The organism is Streptomyces bungoensis (genome assembly GCF_001514215.1).
Lineage (GTDB): Bacteria > Actinomycetota > Actinomycetes > Streptomycetales > Streptomycetaceae > Streptomyces > Streptomyces bungoensis.
Genome location: NZ_KQ948851.1, coordinates 17,942 through 37,328 on the forward strand (window position 1 = coordinate 17,942; position 19,387 = coordinate 37,328).

Genomic DNA, 19,387 nt, shown 5'->3' on the forward strand with positions numbered 1-19,387 from the left:
TGAACCGGGTCTGACCTGGCTAGGCGGTCTTCTGCCAGAGAGACATGTCGTCGGCGAAGTCCCGGAACGACCGGTTGTTGCCGGCGGGGCGAGCGGTGACGTGCCTGCCCCGGACCGCGGCCTGCATGATCGCGGGAGCGTCGGACTCCCGGTACGGGGGCTTGCCCAGGTACTTCACGAGGTGCTCCTTGGCCTTCTCCAGCCGGGCGAGGTCACGGCGGCAGTCGGCTTCCCGCAGCCGCCAGCCCGGCCTGACCTTCGGGAAGGCCTCGGGAAACAGCATCAGCCAGGCCTCGATCTCGTAGGCCGCCAGAGCCAGGGCAGAGGGGCAGTCCTTGAACGTGGCGCGCATCTCCTCGGTGATACGCCTGCGGAGCTTGTCGTAGCTCTCGTCGGCGACCCCGTCGAGGTCGACGTGGATGACCACCCCGGCCAGCTTCGCCGTGTCCGCGACGCCCAGAGCGAACCTCTTGATCTCTTCGAGCCGAGGAGAGAGTTTCGCCTGGGCACGAGCCAGACGTATGGGCTTCTTCATGTTGATCACCTCGGGGCAGTCGCCCGGGTGCAGCTCCGGGACGAGGTGCCGGAGCACTTCGCGGTCGTAGTTCCCCTCGCCGGCCACCACGACGACCGAGCGCCGGCGCCCCCGGGCGGTTCTCGCGCTCACAGTCCACCTCCGAGGGCCCCCGCGAACCAGAGATCACCCATCGGCTCGTACTCGGACTTCTCGATGACCCGCTGTGTGTCCTCCGGCCGACGGGCCGGGATGCGGGAGGCACCGCTCGGCAGCCGCTCGCACACGACGAGTTCCTCGGCCTCCAACTCGTTGACCAGGACCGGCGAGTGGGTGGTGACCAGGAACTGGCCACGGACACTGGCCTCGCGGAGCCTGCCCGCCAGCAGACTCAGGGCGTGCGGGTGGATTCCGTGGTCGATCTCCTCGATGCACGTCAGCAGCGGAGGCTCAGGATCATGGAAGATCGCCAGCATGCACAGGATGCGGACGGTTCCCCAGGACGCCTCGTTCAGGCGGGTGCGACCGCGAAGTCCTTCTTCTTCCAGCTCCACCTGCACCAGCGGTGACCCCGGGATGAGTTCCAGGTGGATGTCCCGGATCTGCGGGATCACGGTCCTGACGTCCTCCAGGAGGTACGTCCAGGCGTCTCTGTCCTCCCTGAGGCTCAGGAGGAAGTCGGCCAGGTTGGACGCGTCGCTCTCCAGGTACCGGCCTCGCTCGGTGACCGGCGACGGCTTCCGGGCGGCCCGTACATCGGGGTCGAACACCCGGATCTCGGAAAGGTGCCGGCTGATCTCGCGCACGGCCTGGCGGTCCGGGTGGGTTTCCGCGAGCGGCAGTGCATGGTCCTCGTGGAGGGCGGACGCCATCCGTCCGACGGCCTCCCGCTTCGACGGCCGGCTCAGCGGGCTGCTGATCGTCAGCGAACCACTCGTCAGCTCGACGGAGGTCTCCATGTCGTCCACCGGGTGGTGGACGAACCGCTCCCGCCGGTACGTGGTGTGGCGGGCCTCGGCCCCTTCGGGCAGTCGGGGACGGGAAACACTCAGTTCGTAGCGGTCCGGGGCTTCCTCCGACGCGCACTCGGACCAGATGCCCTCGACCCCGACCGTGATCCGTGACACCGGCTTCCGGCCGCCACGGAAGGCCAGGACGTCGAACCCCCCGTGCTTTCCGAGCGCCTTTTCGATTCCGTCGTGGGAGACGTCGCCCAGGAATCCCAGCGCCTGCAGAACATTCGACTTGCCCGCCGCGTTCGGGCCGACCATCACGGTCAGAGGCCCGAGCGGCAGCTTCGTGTCGGTCAAGGTACGGAAGTTACGCACCGTCAGACCGAGTATGCGGTGGTTCAAGCCTCGTGCCCATCGTGGAACAGCCGGGCGGCAACCGCCCGGTCATCGAACTGGTCGGCGCACGGCGGACGGCCCTGAGGCAGGCTGATGAATGCCACTCAGTTCCCCACGTAAGTCGTCCACTTGGTGCGTCCGACCACCGAGCTTCACGAAGAGTACAACTTGCGTCACAGCTCCACCAGGTACTTGCACACTTCAGCCATCCGGACCGAAAGGGCTCTCTTTCCAACCGACCCGCAGCCCACGGACCCTGACGGGGAGGGATGCGCGCGGGCAGTGCCGAGGGGGAGCCGCGATGTCCGAACCGCTCTACGTTCCTGTTCTGCCCGTCCGGCAGCACGCCCGGATCGCCTACGAACGACTCAGGCCCGACGTGCAGGCGGCGGTCGCGCCCCTTTGGAACCTCCCGCCTTCTCCCGGGGTGACACCGGCGGAGTTGGAGGGGGCCCATTGGCAGAAGGAACTGCGCCGGGTGCGGGGCGCGCACCGGCACCATCCGGGCTGGATCGACGCCCCGTTCGCCGAGGCCGCGCAGATACCGGCGCTCGCCGGGATCCTGGCCGAGCACACCGCGCTCTCCCGCCTGCTCCGCCCGGTGACCGGACCCGAGCGGAGCGAGGCCCAGCAGACGGCCGCGGTGGAGACCGCCCGCCGCTGTGGGTGTGGAGTCGGTGTCCGCGTCCGTATGCCGGGGGAGTGGGACGGAGCCACCACCGAGGCCGGCGGCAGCCGCACGCTCAGTCGAACAGCGGCGCCAGCGCCTCCTCGCCCGCCAGGATCCGCCATGCCGGAACCCGTACCGTCCGGCCCACCGGGCACGCCTTCGCCCCGTAGCCCCCGGACGGCAGCCCGGTCAGGAGGTCGCCCCGTGCGTGGGTGAGCCGCAGGTGCCGTGCCGGGTCGCCGCCGGGCTGCGGGCCGGGGTCGATCAGCACCGCCGTGTTCTCCCCGGCCTCGGTGAACAGCAGATCCACCGGGTGCCCGCCGACCACCGCGGCACGCTCCAGATCGAAGATGCCACGTTCGGTGAGGTACTGCTGGAGCCGGTCGGCGAGCTCCTCGCGGAACCCGGTCGCCGAGGAGGCCGTGGACACCGGCCCGCCGTCCTCGCCGGCGTCCGCTCCCAGCGGCACCGAGCGTCCCGCGAGCAGGGTCGGCAGACCGCTCTGCCCCTGCCAGAACGCGTGACCGCCCACGGTGATCAGCTGCGACTTGGCCCGGGTGACCGCCACGTTCCACAGATTGACCTGACTCGCGACCCAGTGCGTCGTCCTCGGCGGCGTGTTGTGTGTGGCCACCGGGCTCAGCACCATGACGTCGCGCTGCCCGCCCTGGAAGGCGTGCACCGTGCCGACCCGCACGCGGTCGTCGTCGCGCCACACCCGCGCCAGTGCCTCCTTCTGCGCCCGGAACGGCGTGACCACCCCCACCGTCGCGTCCTGCGGCAGCCCCGCCAGCAGCTCGTCCACCACCCGCCGTACGGCCTCCGCCTCGGCGGCGTTGCGCCAGGACCGCCCGTCGCCGCCGCGCGCCGACTCACCGTGCGGTACGTCGACCCAGCCCAGCACCGGCGCCGGATCGGCCGCCCCCACCGGGTCGAGGGCCGGGACCTGCTGCCGCACGTCGGTGAGAACCCGCAACTGGCCCGCGTAGCAGTACCCGTTGACGATGTCGGCGATCCGTGGGTGGCACCGGTAGTGCTCGTCGAGGAGCAGCGCGGAGTCGCCGTGCTGCTCGGCCGCGTGGTACGAGGAGTACACGTGGTATGTGAGCCGGTGGTCCTCCAGCTGTGCCGCGCTCAGCCCGGCCCTGACCCGCGCCTGCTGTTCCTGCTGCGGTGACACGCCGGGGATGTGCGCGAGCTGCATCGGGTCGCCGATGATCAGTGCCCGGCGCGCCCGGAACAGCAGCGGCAGAACCGAGGGGATGGAGCACTGGCTGGCCTCGTCGATGACGACGAGGTCGAACAGCTGCGGGGCGAGTTCGAGCTGCCGCACCGAGTGGGTGCTCACGGCCCACCCCTTGATGTGCGTCATCAGGATCTTCTGGCTCCGCTGGTAGCCCGAGCGGCCCCGGAGCGCCTGGAGCCGCTGTCCCATGAGCCCGCGTGCCCTCGCCAGCGCCTCGGCGGAAACCGCCCGCGACAACTCCGCCGACAGTTCGGAGAGCGTGTCCGCCGCCTCCAGCCGTGACCGCCTCAGCCCGTCCTCGTCCCATCCCATGTGCCGGGGTACGAGCTCCCGCACCTCCCGTTCCACGGCCACCGCGTCCGCCAGCGACTCCAGCAGTCCGCCCCGCACCGGCCGCCCGGTAGCCCACCCCGGCCACGACGGCCGGTCCGGGCGCTCCCCCTCCGGGGCGCCGGCCACCGCCGAGACCAGCGCGGCCAGCGCCCGCCCCCGACGCCAGGGACCGAGCAGCCACCAACCAGCCCCGGCCGCCTTCCGTGCCCTGTCCTCCCAGCGCCCCAGCGCGGCCACACGGTCCTCGACCGCCGCCCAGACACCTTCCAGGAGCGGCAGCGGCAACTCCAGCGCGGCCGCCCGCTCCGCCCGCTCCCGGAGCAGCTCCAGCAGCCGCACCTCCTCACCGACGCGGTGCGCGGCCTCCGCCCGCAGCCCGTCGGCGGTCTTGCGGGCGCTCCGCAACTGTCCGCCCACGGTGGCCGATCCGCGTCGCGGGGTCTCGGCGGGCTCGCCGAGCAGCCGTTCCAGCTTCGCCGCCTCCCGCTCCAGCGCCTCGGCGTTGCCGGTCCGCATCAGCAGGCCCGGCGCGATGTCGTCGCAGCGCTCGGCCACGACGTTCACGGCCTCGTTGTTCGTGGAGGCGACGAGCACGGACTGCCCGGCGGCGACACAGGTGGTGACGACAGCGGTGACGACCTCGCTCTTGCCCGTCCCGGGCGGCCCGGTCGCCACGGTCAGGGACCGTGTCATGGCCGAGGAGATCACCGACTCCTGGCTCTCGTTGCACGGCCCAGGAGCCACCACGTCGCTGGAAGCGCCGTCCGTACCGCCCTCGCCACCACTCAGCAGCGCGTCCAGGGCGGTGCCCGGGATCTGACCGGTCCGTGTCGACATCTGCAGCAGGTTGTCCACCAGGGCCTGGGTGGCGATGGCCTCCACACCCGAGGGCACCAGCAGCACGGCCGCGTTGTGCGCGCCGGGCCGCAGCGCCTGCATCACCGTCCGCTCGCTGAGCGCCGACGGGTCGAGCGGCTCCAGCTCCGGCAGCCCCAGCTCGTCCAGCAACTCCCGTACGGCGCGCAGCATCTGCGCGTCGTTGCCCTCCTGCCAGGACGGCTGCCACCGCGCGACGAGGTCGGCCGCGTCACCCGCGTCCAGCAGTTCCGCCACGACACCGGTGTGCAGGGACGGCACACCACTGGGCCGGAGCACGTCCCGGCCCTGCTCGTCCGGCGCGAGTTCCATCTGCTGGATGAGCAGCGGCGCCAGCTCCACCGCCGTACGGCGCCCCCGGGCCCCGCCGTCCCGCACCGGCAGGGTGATCGCCGGATAGCCGTACCAGTACTCCTGCTGCGCCCCCGCGTCACGGCTGTCCGCACCGGCGGACCTGCCCTGCGGTCTGGGCAGCTTCCCCGGAGCGGGAAAGGTGGAGCCCCGTCCGGACTGGATGGTCTCCTCGCCCTGGCCCAGCAGGAAGTACTTCGAGTCGCGCCCGCTGTCCCGGTCGGGCCGCATGCCGGCCGCCGCCTGGGAAGTCAGGCAGTGCGCGTAGTACCGCAGCAGGCGCTGCCAGTCGACGCCGTCCCGGGCGTCCAGCGCGGCCAGCTCCCGGGCCTTCAGCAGCGCGGGGGAGCGTCGGCCCGCCTCCGCCGCGTCGCGGGGCAGCGCCGGGATGTGCACCGGGCGTGCCACCGACCGGGCGAAGGGCAGGCTGCGCGTGGCCCTGATCGTCGACTTGGTGGGGCGCTGCTCCTCCGGTACGCCGTCGCGCGCCATCTGCGCGGTCAGGTAGTCGAACAGGTCGTCCGGCGTGATCCAGCCGCCGCCCTTGATCCGCCCGTTGCGCAGCCCCTCCACGATCTCCCCGGTGAACCGGGACGTGCCGAGGCTCGACCCGGGCGGCGCCATCGCGGACGCGGACTGGAGGGCGTCGGAGGCGGTGATGAAGTACACGCCGGTCGGCCGCAGCAGGGTGCTCGGCGCGGGCCGTGCCGGCTCCTCCCCGGACCCCTTCGACGTCCACCCCTGTACGACGGAGCCGCTGGAGCAGCAGTCCAGCAGCACCAGCTTCGAGGCGGCCCGGCACGACTGGAGCATCCGCTCCAGGAACTCCGCCGGGACCGCCGTGCCCGGCAGATCGTCCGGGTCGGTGTCCCGGGTCAGGAAGTACAGCTGGTTGTCGTCCTCGCAGAACTCCCCGTGCCCGCTGAAGTACAGCAGGGCCGTCTCGCTGGGCTGCCGCGCCTCCAGGAACGTCTCGATCGCGTGCAGCATCTCCGCGCGGGTCGGTTCGGGGACCATCGCGCAGTCGTTGTACATCCCGATCTCGGTGTTCTGCAGCACCGCCCGCATGTAGTGCAGGTCGGCGCGCACGGGCGGCAGGTCGTGGTACGCGTCGCTGTCGTACGTGGACACGCCGACGAGCATGGCGAACCGGTCGTTGTCGGTCATGCGCGTGCTCAGCCCACCGTGGGGGTGTCGCCGAGCCCCTCGTCGTGCGTGCGGTGAGGCGTGTCTCCGCCGCCCGCGAGGAAGCGCTCGATCCGCTCGTCGTCCTCGCGGGCCTCCTTCCCGGTGATGCGCAGCGTCGCACCGTCCGGCCGCTGGACGACGATCGTCCGCTGCGGCACGTGCGCCAGCCAGATCTGCACCCCGGACGCGACCAGCGAACCGGCGCCGATCAGCACCCCGATGGTGTCGACCGAGAGGCCGCCCTTGTCCGTCCCGCCGGCCGCGGTGCCCTTTCGGGGAACGTCCAGGGCGGCGGCGGGGTCGGCGTCGACGATCCCGGCGAGCAGCTCACGCGCCTCCTTGCGGGCACGCAGCGGGTCCTCGTCGACGATGGCGATCCGGTACCCGGTCCGTTCCTCGGGCGTGGTGGTCACAGCGCGTCCCCCTTGTTCTGCCGCGCTCCTGGCGGAGGCATGGGCGGACGACGATAGCCGGGGGGACTGACAACGGGCGCCCGAGTTTCCGAAAACCCGTCAGGCGTTGGCGGGAAAGCGGCTGACCGGCGGCGGTGCGGGCGTCTCGGCCGGCAGCCACAGCTCCGCCCAGACGGTCTTGCCGGGCCCGTCGACACGCGGGGCGACCGCCCAACGCGACGCCAGCCGCGCCACGATGAGCAGGCCCCGCCCCGATTCCTCGTTCCCGGGCGGCTCCTGGGGCGCGAGTGGCGGTACGCGTTCGGTTCGGGTGTCGGTGACCTCGACGCGCAGGGTGCGCGGGTTGCCGCCGGTCTCCGTCAGCCGTACGTGGAAGTCCCGTCCGGAGACATGCCCGTGCCGTACGGCGTTGGCGACCAGCTCGGAAGTGATCAGCGTCAGGGTCTCGTTGGCGTGACCGGTGTACGGGTGCCCCCATGAGTCCAACCGGTGCGAGACGAGGCGCCGGGCGAGGCGGGCTCCGCGTGTGGAGGACGTGAACCGCATCGCGAATTCGCGGAGGGGGCAGGGGCGAGGGACACCCGGTGCGGGGGAAGTTTCGTTGTTCACGTGGTCCACGTTGACGTGGGGGTTTTACCGTGACGAGATACGGCGCGCATACGGGCGGTCGCTGTACGTGGCCGGTGTGTGGGTGTAAGCGGGGCGGAGCGTGACGGTCGATGCGGGGCTGCGTTGGCCGGGGAGGTGGTGAGGGACATGAGTGAATCGGCGGGACCGGTCGAGCAGGGCTCCGGCGTCGAGGAGGAAGAGCGGGAGGCGGGGGCCGGCTCGGGCATCCTTCGCGTCTTCGGACGCCAGTTGAAGCGGTTCCGGGTACGGGCGGGGCTGGAGCGGGCCGAGTTCGGTTCGATGCTGGGCTACTCGGTGTCGACCATCGCCGCGTACGAACAGGGGCGCCGGGTGCCGCCGCCGAAGTTCATCGATCGGGCGGACGAGGTGCTGGACGCGGGTGGCGTTCTCCAGGAGATGAAGGAGGAGGTTGCTCGGGCGCAGTATCCGGCGTTCTTTCGGGATGCGGCGCGGTTGGAAGGGGAGGCTGTTGAGCTTCACGTGTACGCGACGAAGGCTGTGCCGGGGCTGCTCCAGACCGAGGAGTATGCGCGAGCGGTGTTCACCATGTGGCGGCCGTTGCTGTCGGAGAACGTCATCGAGGAGCGGGTAGTGGCGCGCCTCGCCAGGCAGGAGATCTTCGCCCGCACGCCTCAGCCCACCATCAGCTTCGTCATCGAAGAATCGGTGCTGCGGAGGCCGCTCGGGGGTTGGACAGCCATGCGGGGCCAGTTGGAGCACCTCATGCTCTACGGCCAGCGCCGCAACGTCGAAATCCAGGTGCTGCCAACAGAATTGGAGGAGCACGCTGGACTTGAGGGCCCCTTCACCTTGATCGAGACCCGCGACGGGCGCAGGATCGCTTACGTGGAGGGATACAAGGACAGCCGCTTGCACACGGAGCGCAGGGCGGTCCGGGAGATCGAGGAGCAGTACGGCATCCTCAGGGCGCAAGCGCTCACGCCGCGCGCATCACTGACCTTCGTCGAGAAGTTGCTGGGAGAACAATGAACGCTGAGAAGTCCACCGCCGGTGTATCGGCTTGGTTCAAGAGCAGCTACAGCACGGGCTCGGGCGGAGAGTGTGTAGAGGTCGCCGTCAGCCCTCACGTCGTCCACGTACGCGACTCCAAGGACACAGCGCGCCGTGGCCTCGCCGTCGATGCGGAGGCGTGGACCGCGTTTGTCGGCTTCGCCGTCAGGTAGGGCTCTGCCCCTGGCCAGGTGCCAGGGGCAGACCTGTCCGGCAGGGCGCGCCAGCTATGCCTGTACGGCTTCGCAGGCGGGCGGAGTCCAACGGCCGGCGGCGATCTCCGCGTCCAGCCGGGCCTGGAAGTGGGCGTGTGCGGCCCTCATCTCGGCCTCTCGGTCGGCCTTGTAGAAGGGGGCCTGGTAGCCCTCCGGGGGCGGGGTGTGCTCCGGGTCTTCCAAGTGGGCGAGGAGATCGAGGTAGTCCTGCTTGGTCTGGCCGTGGCCGTATGTGTTGAAGTCGCCCGCGATCTTGCGGCCGCTTGCGTCGAAGTAGGTCGCCGACTCGTAGTCGTAAAGCTGCGGGTAGCGGGACTTGAAGATCGCGGCGAGCTGATCGGCGGTGATGCCGAGCCAGACGGCTACGAGGGCATCGAGCTCGACGAGCGCGGCGCGGCGCTCGTGCTCGGTGCGGAGCGGGGTGTTGTACTCCCAGGTTGACTTGAGGCCGGCGGAGAGGGGTTTCAGGCGAGGCCAGTGGGGGTTGGCCCAGTCTTCGTAGCCTGCCCAGCGAGGGTCGAACAGCTCCGTCCAGAGGGGGGTGTAGTGGATGGTGAGAGCGTTTAGGCGGAGGGCGCGGAGGATGAGGGCAGGAGCGAGAGGGTGCTTCGGGTCGGGGGCGGGCATTTTGTGGGCCTCGGCGACACGGAGGTCCGCGCGACCGGTGATACGGAGTAGGTAGTCGAGCGGCAGCGACGCCCAAAAGCCAGCGTTGAGTACGGTCATACGCTCGTCCGCCAGCGCCATCGAGTGCACGCCGTCGATATGGGCGGGGCCGGGCGGAATGAGGGCGGCCTGCAAACTGCGGCTGGTGTTGAAAGGGATCATTCGACGCCAAGCCACCCGAAAGTATGTGGTGAACGGGCTCCCGAGCCAGTTGTCTTGGCGTGCAAGATACGTCGCCCGGTCGGTAGCCCGCACAAGGTTGGCTACGGGAACAAACGCCTCGGACAACTCAGTCGGCACGAGCGGGTCCCAGTCCCTGTTGTTCCGACATGGGATCCTCGGTTCTTTCGAGAAGGGAAGAGCCGATGCGAAGTGCGGCCCTTGGAGGATTACATCCGCGAGCTCGGGGACGGCCTGGTTGCCCCAACGGATCAGCCCTTCCTTCTTGGCACCAGTTTCGTGGTACCCGCTTGAGATCATCGGGTGATAATCGGCCAAGCTGCTACCGTAGGTGGCCAGTGCCTCGATTGCCCCTTGCTCGGCTCCGAGGACCGGGTACAGCAGAGGAGCTTGTGCCGCGCCGCCCGTCGAGCCGGTTAGGGCCTGCCAGCTGGCCAGCAAGTTCTTATCCACGCGTACCACGCGCTCGCGGTGCGGCCGGATGTCCCATGAACCGTTGTGCTTGATGCCGGGCGTCACGCCTTGTCCATCGTGGAGCAGTGAATCAGGCAGAACGTTGGCGCCGCGCAGTTCGCTGAGATGCAAGAAGTCAGGCTGTTGCGGTGCGCCGTAGACATGTAGCCCAAATTCCCAGCCTCGGTCGATTTCATCAAACGCCCAGTTCGCCGAGTTTACAAAGTGTGCGTGTACTCGGAGATGCCGATACGCGGCGGCTCGGATGGCACCCTCGCGTACGCCGCCGAAGTGGGTGTCTGGGTGGATCATGCCTGCGCTGCCGTACGGTGCGATCTGCTGCCATACCCGACTCATGAAGGCCCGGTAGAGGTCGCCTTGGGTGCCCACGAGGAGCGGATATGTTGCCGGACTGCCCAAATTGGCGACTGATCCAGCAAGGGAGGCCAGCTCGTTGAGGAGGAAACCTTCGCCGTCCACACGCGCAGCCAGCACCTCGTCCTTGCGGAGGCGCCACGCCGCCACGCTGGGCTTCTCCTCCAACACGAACCACGGATCCAATTCCGCCAGAACCAAATCCTCCTGCCACCGAGGCCTCACCCAAGGCGGATTCCCCACCTGCAAATCAAACCCACCCCGCGCAAACACCTGCGCGAACTCCAGCTCCCAGTGGAAGAACCCCTGAGCCGCAGCCACATCCTTCGCCACACCCGCCCAAAGGAACCGGTCCTCCAACCCCTGGAACCGGTCCATGCCCATCCACTCGGGCAGCTCGTCCTCGTACACCGACAGGTCGTCCAGCGTCTCGAACGTCGACACCAGCGACTCACTCGGCACGTCCTGCGTCCCCAGCAGCGCCTCCGCGAAGTCCAGCCAGTCCTCCAGCGAGGCCAGCGCGATGACCTCCCGGCGCTGCCCCTTGACCTGCTCCGCGCGACGCCCGGTGCGGCGGCGGGACACCGAGTCCCGCGTCAGCGTCATCTGCTGGGGCTCGGCCGCGAACCCCGGCAGGGCGTCCGCCTCCCAGGCCAGCAGGATCCCGGAGTCCTCCTCGACGGCCGCGGAAACCCCCGCCGCCTCCAACTCCGCCGCCCGTTCCGCCAACGCCTTGGCCCGCGCGTACTTCTCGTCCGTACCGTCCAGCAGCGCAGCGCTCTGCACGGGCCAGAACCACAGCGCGCACCACGCGTTCATGAGCGTCTTCAGCCGCCAATAGGGGGTGTCCTCGGCCTCGAGGTCGGCGAGCACCTCGTCCCGCTGCACCGCGACCTCCGGCCGCCGCAGCCAGTCGCCCTCCGCGCCCCACACCTCGATCCGCCGGGAGATGTCCCGCTCCGACAGCTCCAGCCGCCGTACGACCAGATCCCACAGGTACTCGGCCCGCCGGGCCAGCCCCTGGAGCCGGGCCGTCTGCTTCGCCGTAGGCGACTTGGTGATCGCCTTCCGCCAGGCGCCCAGCGCCTTCGCCGCCTCCGGCGCGAGTGCCTTCGCCTCCTTCTCGGCCGCGACCGCGCCCCACTCCTTCGCGGGCAGCAGGAAGTGGTGCACCGCGCCTTCCGGCAACCGCTCGCCCGCCACCGCGTCCGCCAACGGGAACCGCTCCGGAGTGGTTCCCAGCCAGCCGCCCTTCTTCAGACGGTCGGCCGAGTACACCTCCCGCCGCCCGCCGATCAGGGAGTTGCCGCGTCGCAGGTGCAGGCCGAACCAGGGGGCCTCCATGCCGGGGTGCATGGTGTTGAGCCACAGGGAGACCTCGGCCAGCTCCACGGCCGTCTCGTTGAGGTCGACGCCGTACGAGTTGTGCAGCGCGATGTACGCCTTCGCCTTCTGGAGCTCGACGGCGTACTGCTCGGTGTCGATCGACCTCCCCAACTCGCTCTGCCTGCGCCGCAGATACTCGGCGGCGACCTGGTTGATCGCCTCGTTGAGGAACGCGCCGGAGCCGAGCGCCGGCTCGCAGATCCGCCAGTTCAGCAGCTCCTTCGCCTCGGTCTCGTCGGTGAGGAGCTGCTGGAGGGCGAGCTGCACGGTCACCTTCGTCAGTGACTCCGGCGTGTAGTACGAGGCGGAGGTCTGCCGGTCGCGGCCGGAGAGGCGGTACACGAACGAACCCGGGGCGTAGCTCACCCGCCTGTCCTCGCCCGTGTGCCTGTCCCGGCGTCGTACGAACACCGAGTCCGGGTACTCGTCGATCTTCGACTTGGGGACCAGCCAGGAGCCGTCCTTCGGGTCGCCGCCCTTCGCGACCTCGTACAGCTCCTCGCCCGCGATGAAGCCGCTGTACGACATCAGGCCCTCGTACACCGCGCCGAGCTGGTTGATGCCGAGCTGCGCGTACGAGATGAAGCCGCCGCGCTCGCCCCGCCTGCCCTGGGTGATCATCAGGCTGTGCAGCACCTGGTGGAGCGTGGCGTTGCGCAGCCGGGTGTCGAGGTAGCGGACGGACTCGCCCCGGGCCAGGGCCTCGTCGGAGTCGTGGCGCGGATCGAGGATGCTGTTCGCGCCGATCAGCCGGATGGCGTCCCGCTCGAACAGCTTGCTGTGCAGCGGCTCGAAGCGCAGGCCGACGTCCTCGCTGGTCTTCGCGTCGACGCCGTGGGTGCGGCGCGGGCGGTACCCGTCCTGGACCTTGCGGAAGAGCAGGTCCAGGGACTCGTACAGGTAGAAGCCGTTGCGTGCGGTGTCGCTGACCGGCTCCCGGTCGGCGATCAGCTCACCGAGCCGGCCGAGCCCGTACCCCTGCTGGTACTCGGGGTAGTCGGCCGGCAGGATGCCGAGCTCGGGGCGGGCCTCGGCGTACAGGAGGAACAGGATCCGGTAGAGGTAGCGCAGCGACTCGCGGGTCAACTGGCGCCCCAATTCAGGGAGTTCCTTGATCTCCTCCGGACGTACGCCTTGCTCGCGCAGCCGTTCCAGTACCTCGCCCGCGATCAGCTCGACGCTCTTGCGCAGGCCGTCGCGCAGCTCGCTGGAGACACCCACCGCGTGCTTGGCCGACTTGCCGACGAGTTCGGAGAGCGGATTCTCGCCGCCCTCCTCCGGGGTGCGCAGCGAGTCCGCGCCGAACAGCGCGGCTACCGTGTCGAGTTCGCCGCCCGCCCTGGTGTCGTTGCGCTGGAGCGCCGTGTCCAGGGAGACACCGAGGTAGCGGCCCTCGCCCCACACCGCGCGGTCGGCGAGGACGAGCACGCCGCCGCCGAGCAGCAGGATGTACCGGGGCGGCTCTTCGCAGGCGAACAGGAACTTGGCCAGCTTGTCGCCGGTCTCCACGGGAGTCGTACCGTCGAGGGGCACCGGCTCCAGCAACCGGCCCCGGCCCTTCGGGTCGACCGCGGCGTCCGGTTCGGCCGCCCAGCCGCAGTCGAGCGCGAGCAGGCCCTTCTCGGCGTGGGCGACCGGGACCTCGTAGGTCTGCCCCGCGCGTACGACCGTGAGGGTGCGAGGCTTTGCGTCATAGCCCAGGGCACGCAGTACCTCGGCGTTCAGTGCCCGTACGCGCTCCCGCCACTTCGGGTCGCCGTAGGTCGCCTTCTCCTCGTCGCGTTCCCGGACCACGCGGATACCGTCCTCGTCCTCGGGGAGGGCGAAGGAGGACCGGGCCCGGAAGTAGTCGCGGCGCAGCGCCCGGAGACCGGCCCGGGGCGTCACCGGCAGTTCGCCGCCGCCGGGCGCCGGCATGGCGAGGGCCTCGTCCTCCGTGCCCCGCTCGTCCCCGGCGGGCGGCTTCGCCGCCTCCTCGCGTTCCTTCCATGCCTGGAGCAGGCCCGACTTGAGGTCCTTGGGCAGCACCTCGGCCAGATAGTGCGCCGAGAAGTAGTCGCCGCGGTTGACCAGGGAGTCGTACGTCATGGCAGCTTCTCTCAGCGGGTCACGGCGGGGCGGGGCCACCAGGCGGCGGGCGGGGACAGGGGCGGGGGGCCGAGGGTGACGAGCGGCGGCCCGCCGTCGTTCCTCTTGCGGTCTGGGTCCGGCACGAGCACCGCGAGTACCCGCAGCAGCGGTCGGCCTGTCGTCAGCAGCGAGTCGGCGAGGTCGGCCAGCCGATCCACGTCGCGATCCCCGGCGAGTGTGGGCTGGCGCCAGGCGGACAGCCGACGCTTGTACTCGGCGATGGGCTCGCGTAGTGGCTCCTCCCAGGCGTCGCGGCGCTCGGCGAGGAACTCCTCCGCCGCGCGCAGCACGTCGGGCAGGGCCTCGCGCAGCGGCTTGCTGTCGCGGTAGCGGGCCTTGTTGGCCATGCTCGGGCCGACCCCGCAGCGGTGCAGCAGCGACACCATGGTGTCGTCGATCGCACCCTGGCGAGTGACCCCCATCCACTTCACGACGGTGGGCCTGCCCAGCTTGTTCGAGTACACGCCCTGGACGAGATAGACGGGCTCGGCCACGTTCGCTGTGATCATCGGGGCCTCCTGGCGGCCCATGCCGACGAGGACCTTGTCGGTGAGCCACTCGACGACCGGGTGCAGGTCCGTCAGCAGGGAGATCTCCGGCCAGCTCGACGTGGACGACTCCCGGGCCCGGTGGAGGGAGTGCTCGGCGAGGCGGCGGTTGAACGTCACGAGCAGGCGCTCGCGCAACCGCTGCTCGCGCAGGTAGTCCATGGGGAGCGCCTTCAGGCGGTGGACGAGCTCCGCCGGAGGGCGGAACGAGAGGAGGCCCGACTGCTGGTCGCGGTCCAGGTCCAGCCGGTCGCGGGCGTCCGGGTACACCTCGCGCAGGGCCTCGTCCAGGAAGTGTGCGGTCGAGTCGAAGAGACGGGGGACGACGGGGCTCGCGGCGGCCCGGCCGGCCGACGGCTCCGTACCGGGGCCACCGCTCGCGGTCGAGCCGTCCGGCTCCGAGCCGTCCGCCGGTGGGGCGTCCTCGCCGACCGGGCCGAAGAAGTCCGCGAGGAAGTCGTCCAGGCCCGCGTCCTCGCCGTCCGTGCCGGAGCGGCGCGCGTCCAGGGACTCGTCCACGGTCCGGCCGCGCAGCAGGTCCTGGATGAGGGACTTCTCCTCCGCCTCCGCCCGGTACAGGCCGGTCACCGCCTCCGCGGTGCCCAGTGAGCGGTGGGCCTGGTCCTCGCGTTCCAGCAGCCGCTCGGCGACCACGGTGTCGTCCTTGGCGCCCTCGACCTCGCTGGTCAGGATCAGCGCGCGGAACTCAGGGGGACGGGCCTGCCCGTACCGGTCGATACGGCCGTTGCGCTGCTCGATACGGATCAGCGACCACGGCACGTCGTAGTGCACCAGCTGGTGGCACTGGCGGTGCAGGTTGACGCCCTCGGATGCCACGTCGCCGGTCAGCAGGACCCGTACGGGCGTGTCGGCCAGGCCGAACTCCTCGACGCAGGCCATCTGCTGCTCGTCGGAGAGACCGCCGTGCATGACCCGGACGCAGTCACGGGCGGCCCGTCCCTTGAACCCCAGTGCCGCGGGCAGCACCTGGGCCAGCCACTCCAGTGTCTGCACGCGCTCGGAGAAGACCACGACCCGCTCGTCCGACCCGGGTCCGACGCCGATCTCCTCGCGCAGCTGCCGCACGAGGGCGGCGAACTTCGCGGAGTCGGCCTCGGTCAGGCCGGCGACCAGCTCCGACAACCGGCCCAGGGCGGCCAGCTCGGCCTCGGTGCCCCGCCGGTCGTCCTTCTTCTCCAGGGTTTTGGTCCGCGCGGAGACCGTCGCCCGCAGCGCGGCGTGGGAGGACAGGAACGACTTCAGCAGCGTGTACGGGAAGAGGGGCACCGAGCTCACCGAGGCGCCGCCGTCCCCGGGCAGCCAGACGGCGGCCAGCTCCTCGAAGATCTTCTCCTCGGCGGGAGTGGCGGGGCAGTGCACGGAATGGGAGGGGCCGCGGTCCGCCCACTGGCCCTTCATCTGCTCCCGCACCTCGGGGCTGATCTTGGTGCGGCGGATGAAGAGGTGCTCGATGTCGGCCGCGCGGTAGTTCTCCGGGTCCCGGATCGCCACCGGGTCGAGGAGGCCGATCAGTTCGGCGAACGACTTCGCGTCGCCGTTGTGCGGGGTCGCGGACGCCAGGATCAGGGCGTCGGTGCGGGGGGCGAGGGTGCGGGCGAGCTGGTTGCGCAGGGAACCCCGGTTGATCAGGTTGTGCGACTCGTCGATGACGACCGCGTCCCAGCGGATCTGCTCCAGATGGTGCTGGTACTGGTCGGTGTTCTTCAGGGTGTCGATGGAGACGGTGACCCGCTTGAACGAGGTGAAGGGGTTGCGGCCGGCCGGGATCTCCCGCTGGATCCGCTCGATGCCGACCGAGTCCAGCCGCACCAGCGGGATCGCGAACCGTGTCCACAGCTCGTGCTGGAACTGCTCCAGCACATGCTGCGGGGTGACCACCAGGATGCGCTCGCCCCGGCCGCGACGGATCAGCTCGGCCAGCGTCAGACCGATCTCCAGGGTCTTGCCGAGGCCCACCACGTCCGCGATCAGCAGCCGCGGGCGGAGATTGCCGCCGGACAGAGCCAGCTCGGCCGGGCGCCGCTGGTACGGCAGCGGGTCCATCAGGAACGAGTCCGCCAGGGCGAGCCGGCGCTCCGACTGGGGAAGCGCGGTGCGGCGCAGGACCGCCTCCAGGAACAGCCGGGAACGGCGGTAGTTGGGGGAGTCGTCCATGACGAGAGACGTCTCGCGCGGGTCGAGCAGCTCGATGCGGTCCAAGCCGGAGAAGAACACGGCCTCCTGGTCCCGGACGAACTCCGACACCCCGACCACCTCGATCCGGGTGCCGTCCTCGGCCGTCGGCATGGAGCTTCTGACCAGCCACTCCTCGTCCCGCACGACCACCTGGGCACCGGCCGGGTACTGGTCCTGGCCGGTCGAGGCGCCACTCTGCTCCGCACTGGTCTGGACGGCGGTCACCCGTGGCCTCCTGAGGCGGTTCGGTCGTACATGGTCAGGCCCCCTTCAGAGCCCGCCCATTATCGCGGGTCGCGGCGGTGTACGGGTCAGAAGGGTGCACTGGCCGCGTATGCCTCGCGCAGCCGCTGCGCGGTGATCCGGGCCTGGGCGGAATGCCGCAGCGAGCGCCGTCGGACGCTGCTGTCGCCGCTGCTCACGCGGCCTGGACCCGCCAGTCGTACCGGGGACCGTGCGCCGTCCGGATCCGTGGCCCGCTGCGCCGGTTCTCGCCCCGCCGTAGTGGAGGCGGGTGTGCCGTCGGGGGGCGGGGGCGTGGGGGTGTCGACGCGGGCGAGGATGAGGCGCGGGTCCGTGGGGGACGGCACCTGGGCGGGAGGCATCGACGGGGCGGACACCGCGGAGTCCCCCTGGGTGGGCCGCGATCCCTCCGGTCTCTGGCGGGCCGACTCGGTTGCCGGCGTCTCCGGCTCCGGCCGACTCGGCTCGGCATCGGTCGGGACACGGTCCGTCCGCGCCCGGTCCGGCGCCGCCGGTTCCGCCCCGGTCGGGCGGTCCACGGCGAGCAGGTCGTCGAGTACGTGTGCCGGAGCGGCCGTGTGGTTCGTGAGCCGGCGCCGAGCCTGGGCGACCTTGAACCCCCGCGCCTCGATCAGGGCCCGGCACCGCCGTACGACGTCGTCGAGCGTCGGCCGGTCCTCGGCACGGTGGGCGAGCATGGCCGTCAGCAGTGGCACGAGCTCCTCCGGCGCCCCTGACAGGTCGGGCGCGATCGTGGGATCGACGACCTGGTGGAACAGGAGGTGGATGTTGTCGGCCCGGTAGGGAGCATGCCCGGAGGCCGCGAACAGCAGCACGGCACCCAACGCGTACACGTCGACCGCGGGTGTCAGCGGCTTCTCGCCGTTCGCCTGCTCCGGAGGCATGCAGGAGGGAGTGCCGACGACCGTGTTCGCCGCGGTCAGCGAAACGCTGGACTCCGCGAACACCGCGAGCCCGAAGTCGATCACCTTGGGCCCGTTGGGGCCGAGCAGCACGTTGGCGGGCTTCAGATCACGATGGAGCAGACCCTGCTTGTGGACCGTCGCCAGCGCCTCCGCGAGCGTCGCGCCCAGCGAGGCGGTGAGCAGGGCGTCGAGCGGACCGTGCCTGCCCACATGCCTGCTGAGGTCCAGCCCCTCGACGTACTCGGTCGCCAGCCACGGCGGGTCCGCGTCCGGGTCGGCGTCCAGGAGGGCGGCGATGCGAGCTCCCCAGACGGCCTTGAGGATCTCCACCTCCTGGGCGAACCTGAGCCGGGTCTCGGAGTCCACCACGGACGGCTTGATCACCTTCACCGCGGCCGGCTCCCCGCCCGGCGACTCCCCCAGGTACACCTGCCCCATGCCGCCCTGCCCGATCCGCCCGAGCAGCTCGTATCCGCCCAGCTCGGAGGGATCGTCAGGGCTGAGGGGCGCGATGTGCACGTGGGTCCTCACAATCGGGACAGGCCGCCGGGGCAGGGATTCATCGGCACGTTAGTCCAGTCCGTGCAGGCAGGGATGGGCGACTGCGTGCAGCGGGTGCCGGCCGAGTCACCCTTCGTCGGACGCACCCGTGTCCGGCTCAGTGGTCGGAGGCGGCGTGGGCGGAGCCTGGGTCGGCTCCGGCCGCCTGCCGACGGGCCTGTAGCCCCTCTTCCCGTTGGGGTCCAACCGCGGTCGAATTTCGGTCACTGGTCGTGTCTCCGTCTGCAGTCACGGGAGCTACTTCGATGAAGTCGAGATACTCCACATCATCCATCCGAATATAGAGCCCGCCGGAATCTTCCAGCGGGCGTTCGAACAGTCCGGTGGCGGACACGGCCCAAGCGGTCTGCAGATACAGGTCCGGGGCTTGCGGGTAGCTCGACGTGTAGGAGTCTTCGCCGTAGTACCCCCCGATCCAACGGCCGCTCTTCAGCCGCGCCCGCACCAGGCAGTGGCTCCGACTCTGGAAGATCCAGTCCCATGCCGTGGGGGTCGGGTCATAGGTCGACCCTCTGCCTCGCGACCTCAGCCAGGACGTGAGCCATGCGGCGACAGCCGGAACGGCTATCAACAGGGTTGCCGCCGTCAGCGCCGCGACACGCGGATTCTCTGTCGCACCCGTCAGCCAGCCGTTGCGACGGTCGTAGACCCGGTGCACCAACCAGGGGCCGGCGAGCACGACGTAGACGGTGTCGAGAGCGATGCCCGCGGTCACCGCCCGGAGTACGCGTTCGCCCAGGTCTCTGTGGACCGGGGCCAGGCCGCGCGCTCGTTCGCGGACGAACTGGTAGGTCACGCCGGGCAAGACCAGGAAAAGCACGATCCCTACCTGGGCGACTGTCGAGGGCGCGTGCGGCATCGGCGTGTGTCCTTCCGGATGGCTCAGGCAGCGAGCTTCTGCAGCGGATCTGGTGGCTGGAAGTCCTC

The 19,387-nt window shown here is 70.4% G+C and carries 11 protein-coding genes and 1 pseudogene; 3 read left to right on the plus strand and 9 right to left on the minus strand.

Features of this window, described 5'->3' with window-relative positions; translation table 11 throughout:
* Positions 1–19 precede the first annotated feature (19 nt).
* On the minus strand, positions 20–667 hold the full coding sequence (locus AQJ66_RS00040; RefSeq protein ID WP_244162693.1) for a hypothetical protein: 648 nt from the start codon (positions 665–667) through the stop codon (positions 20–22).
* A complete protein-coding gene (locus tag AQJ66_RS00045) occupies positions 664–1,842 on the minus strand; it encodes an AAA family ATPase (protein ID WP_279617300.1) in 1,179 nt (392 codons plus the stop codon). Before AQJ66_RS00045 ends, AQJ66_RS00040 begins: the two co-directional genes overlap by 4 nt.
* Before the next feature lie 322 nt (positions 1,843–2,164).
* Here AQJ66_RS00045 and AQJ66_RS36755 point away from each other — a divergent pair.
* Positions 2,165–2,581: pseudogene (locus tag AQJ66_RS36755) on the plus strand (beta family protein); the annotation flags it as partial.
* A gap of 25 nt (positions 2,582–2,606) precedes the next feature.
* Here AQJ66_RS36755 and AQJ66_RS00050 read toward each other — a convergent pair.
* From AQJ66_RS00050 to AQJ66_RS00060, 3 genes are all read right to left on the minus strand, one after another.
* A complete protein-coding gene (locus AQJ66_RS00050; protein WP_061914448.1) occupies positions 2,607–6,506 on the minus strand; it encodes a caspase, EACC1-associated type in 3,900 nt (1,299 codons plus the stop codon).
* An 8-nt stretch (positions 6,507–6,514) separates the two neighbouring features.
* Positions 6,515–6,940 carry an effector-associated constant component EACC1 gene (locus AQJ66_RS00055; RefSeq protein WP_061914451.1) on the minus strand — a complete coding sequence of 142 codons (426 nt, stop codon included), beginning with the start codon at positions 6,938–6,940 and terminating at the stop codon, positions 6,515–6,517.
* A gap of 99 nt (positions 6,941–7,039) precedes the next feature.
* Positions 7,040–7,486, minus strand: a complete 447-nt coding sequence (locus AQJ66_RS00060; RefSeq protein ID WP_244162695.1) for an ATP-binding protein — start codon at positions 7,484–7,486, stop codon at positions 7,040–7,042.
* Between the two features lie 210 nt (positions 7,487–7,696).
* On the opposite strand from AQJ66_RS00060, the gene AQJ66_RS00065 reads away from it, so the two are divergent.
* Positions 7,697–8,560, plus strand: coding sequence for a helix-turn-helix domain-containing protein (locus AQJ66_RS00065; protein WP_061916522.1), 864 nt, complete (start codon positions 7,697–7,699; stop codon positions 8,558–8,560).
* A complete protein-coding gene (locus tag AQJ66_RS00070; RefSeq protein ID WP_061914456.1) occupies positions 8,557–8,754 on the plus strand; it encodes a DUF397 domain-containing protein in 198 nt (65 codons plus the stop codon). Before AQJ66_RS00065 ends, AQJ66_RS00070 begins: the two co-directional genes overlap by 4 nt.
* 54 nt (positions 8,755–8,808) lie before the next feature.
* Here the strand turns inward: AQJ66_RS00070 and AQJ66_RS00075 are convergent, their stop codons facing one another.
* From AQJ66_RS00075 to AQJ66_RS00090, 4 genes are all read right to left on the minus strand, one after another.
* A complete protein-coding gene (locus tag AQJ66_RS00075; protein ID WP_061914459.1) occupies positions 8,809–13,944 on the minus strand; it encodes a DNA methyltransferase family protein in 5,136 nt (1,711 codons plus the stop codon).
* 11 nt (positions 13,945–13,955) lie between these two features.
* Positions 13,956–16,955 carry a DEAD/DEAH box helicase gene (locus AQJ66_RS00080; RefSeq protein WP_061914461.1) on the minus strand — a complete coding sequence of 1,000 codons (3,000 nt, stop codon included), beginning with the start codon at positions 16,953–16,955 and terminating at the stop codon, positions 13,956–13,958.
* 86 nt (positions 16,956–17,041) lie between these two features.
* The gene (locus AQJ66_RS00085; protein ID WP_061914463.1) at positions 17,042–18,418 is read right to left on the minus strand and encodes a serine/threonine-protein kinase; all 1,377 of its coding nucleotides are present in this window, start codon (positions 18,416–18,418) and stop codon (positions 17,042–17,044) included.
* Between the two features lie 139 nt (positions 18,419–18,557).
* Positions 18,558–19,319: a DUF6338 family protein gene (locus AQJ66_RS00090; protein ID WP_061914466.1), complete on the minus strand. Its 762-nt coding sequence runs from the start codon at positions 19,317–19,319 to the stop codon at positions 18,558–18,560.
* Between the last annotated feature and the right edge of the window lie 68 nt (positions 19,320–19,387).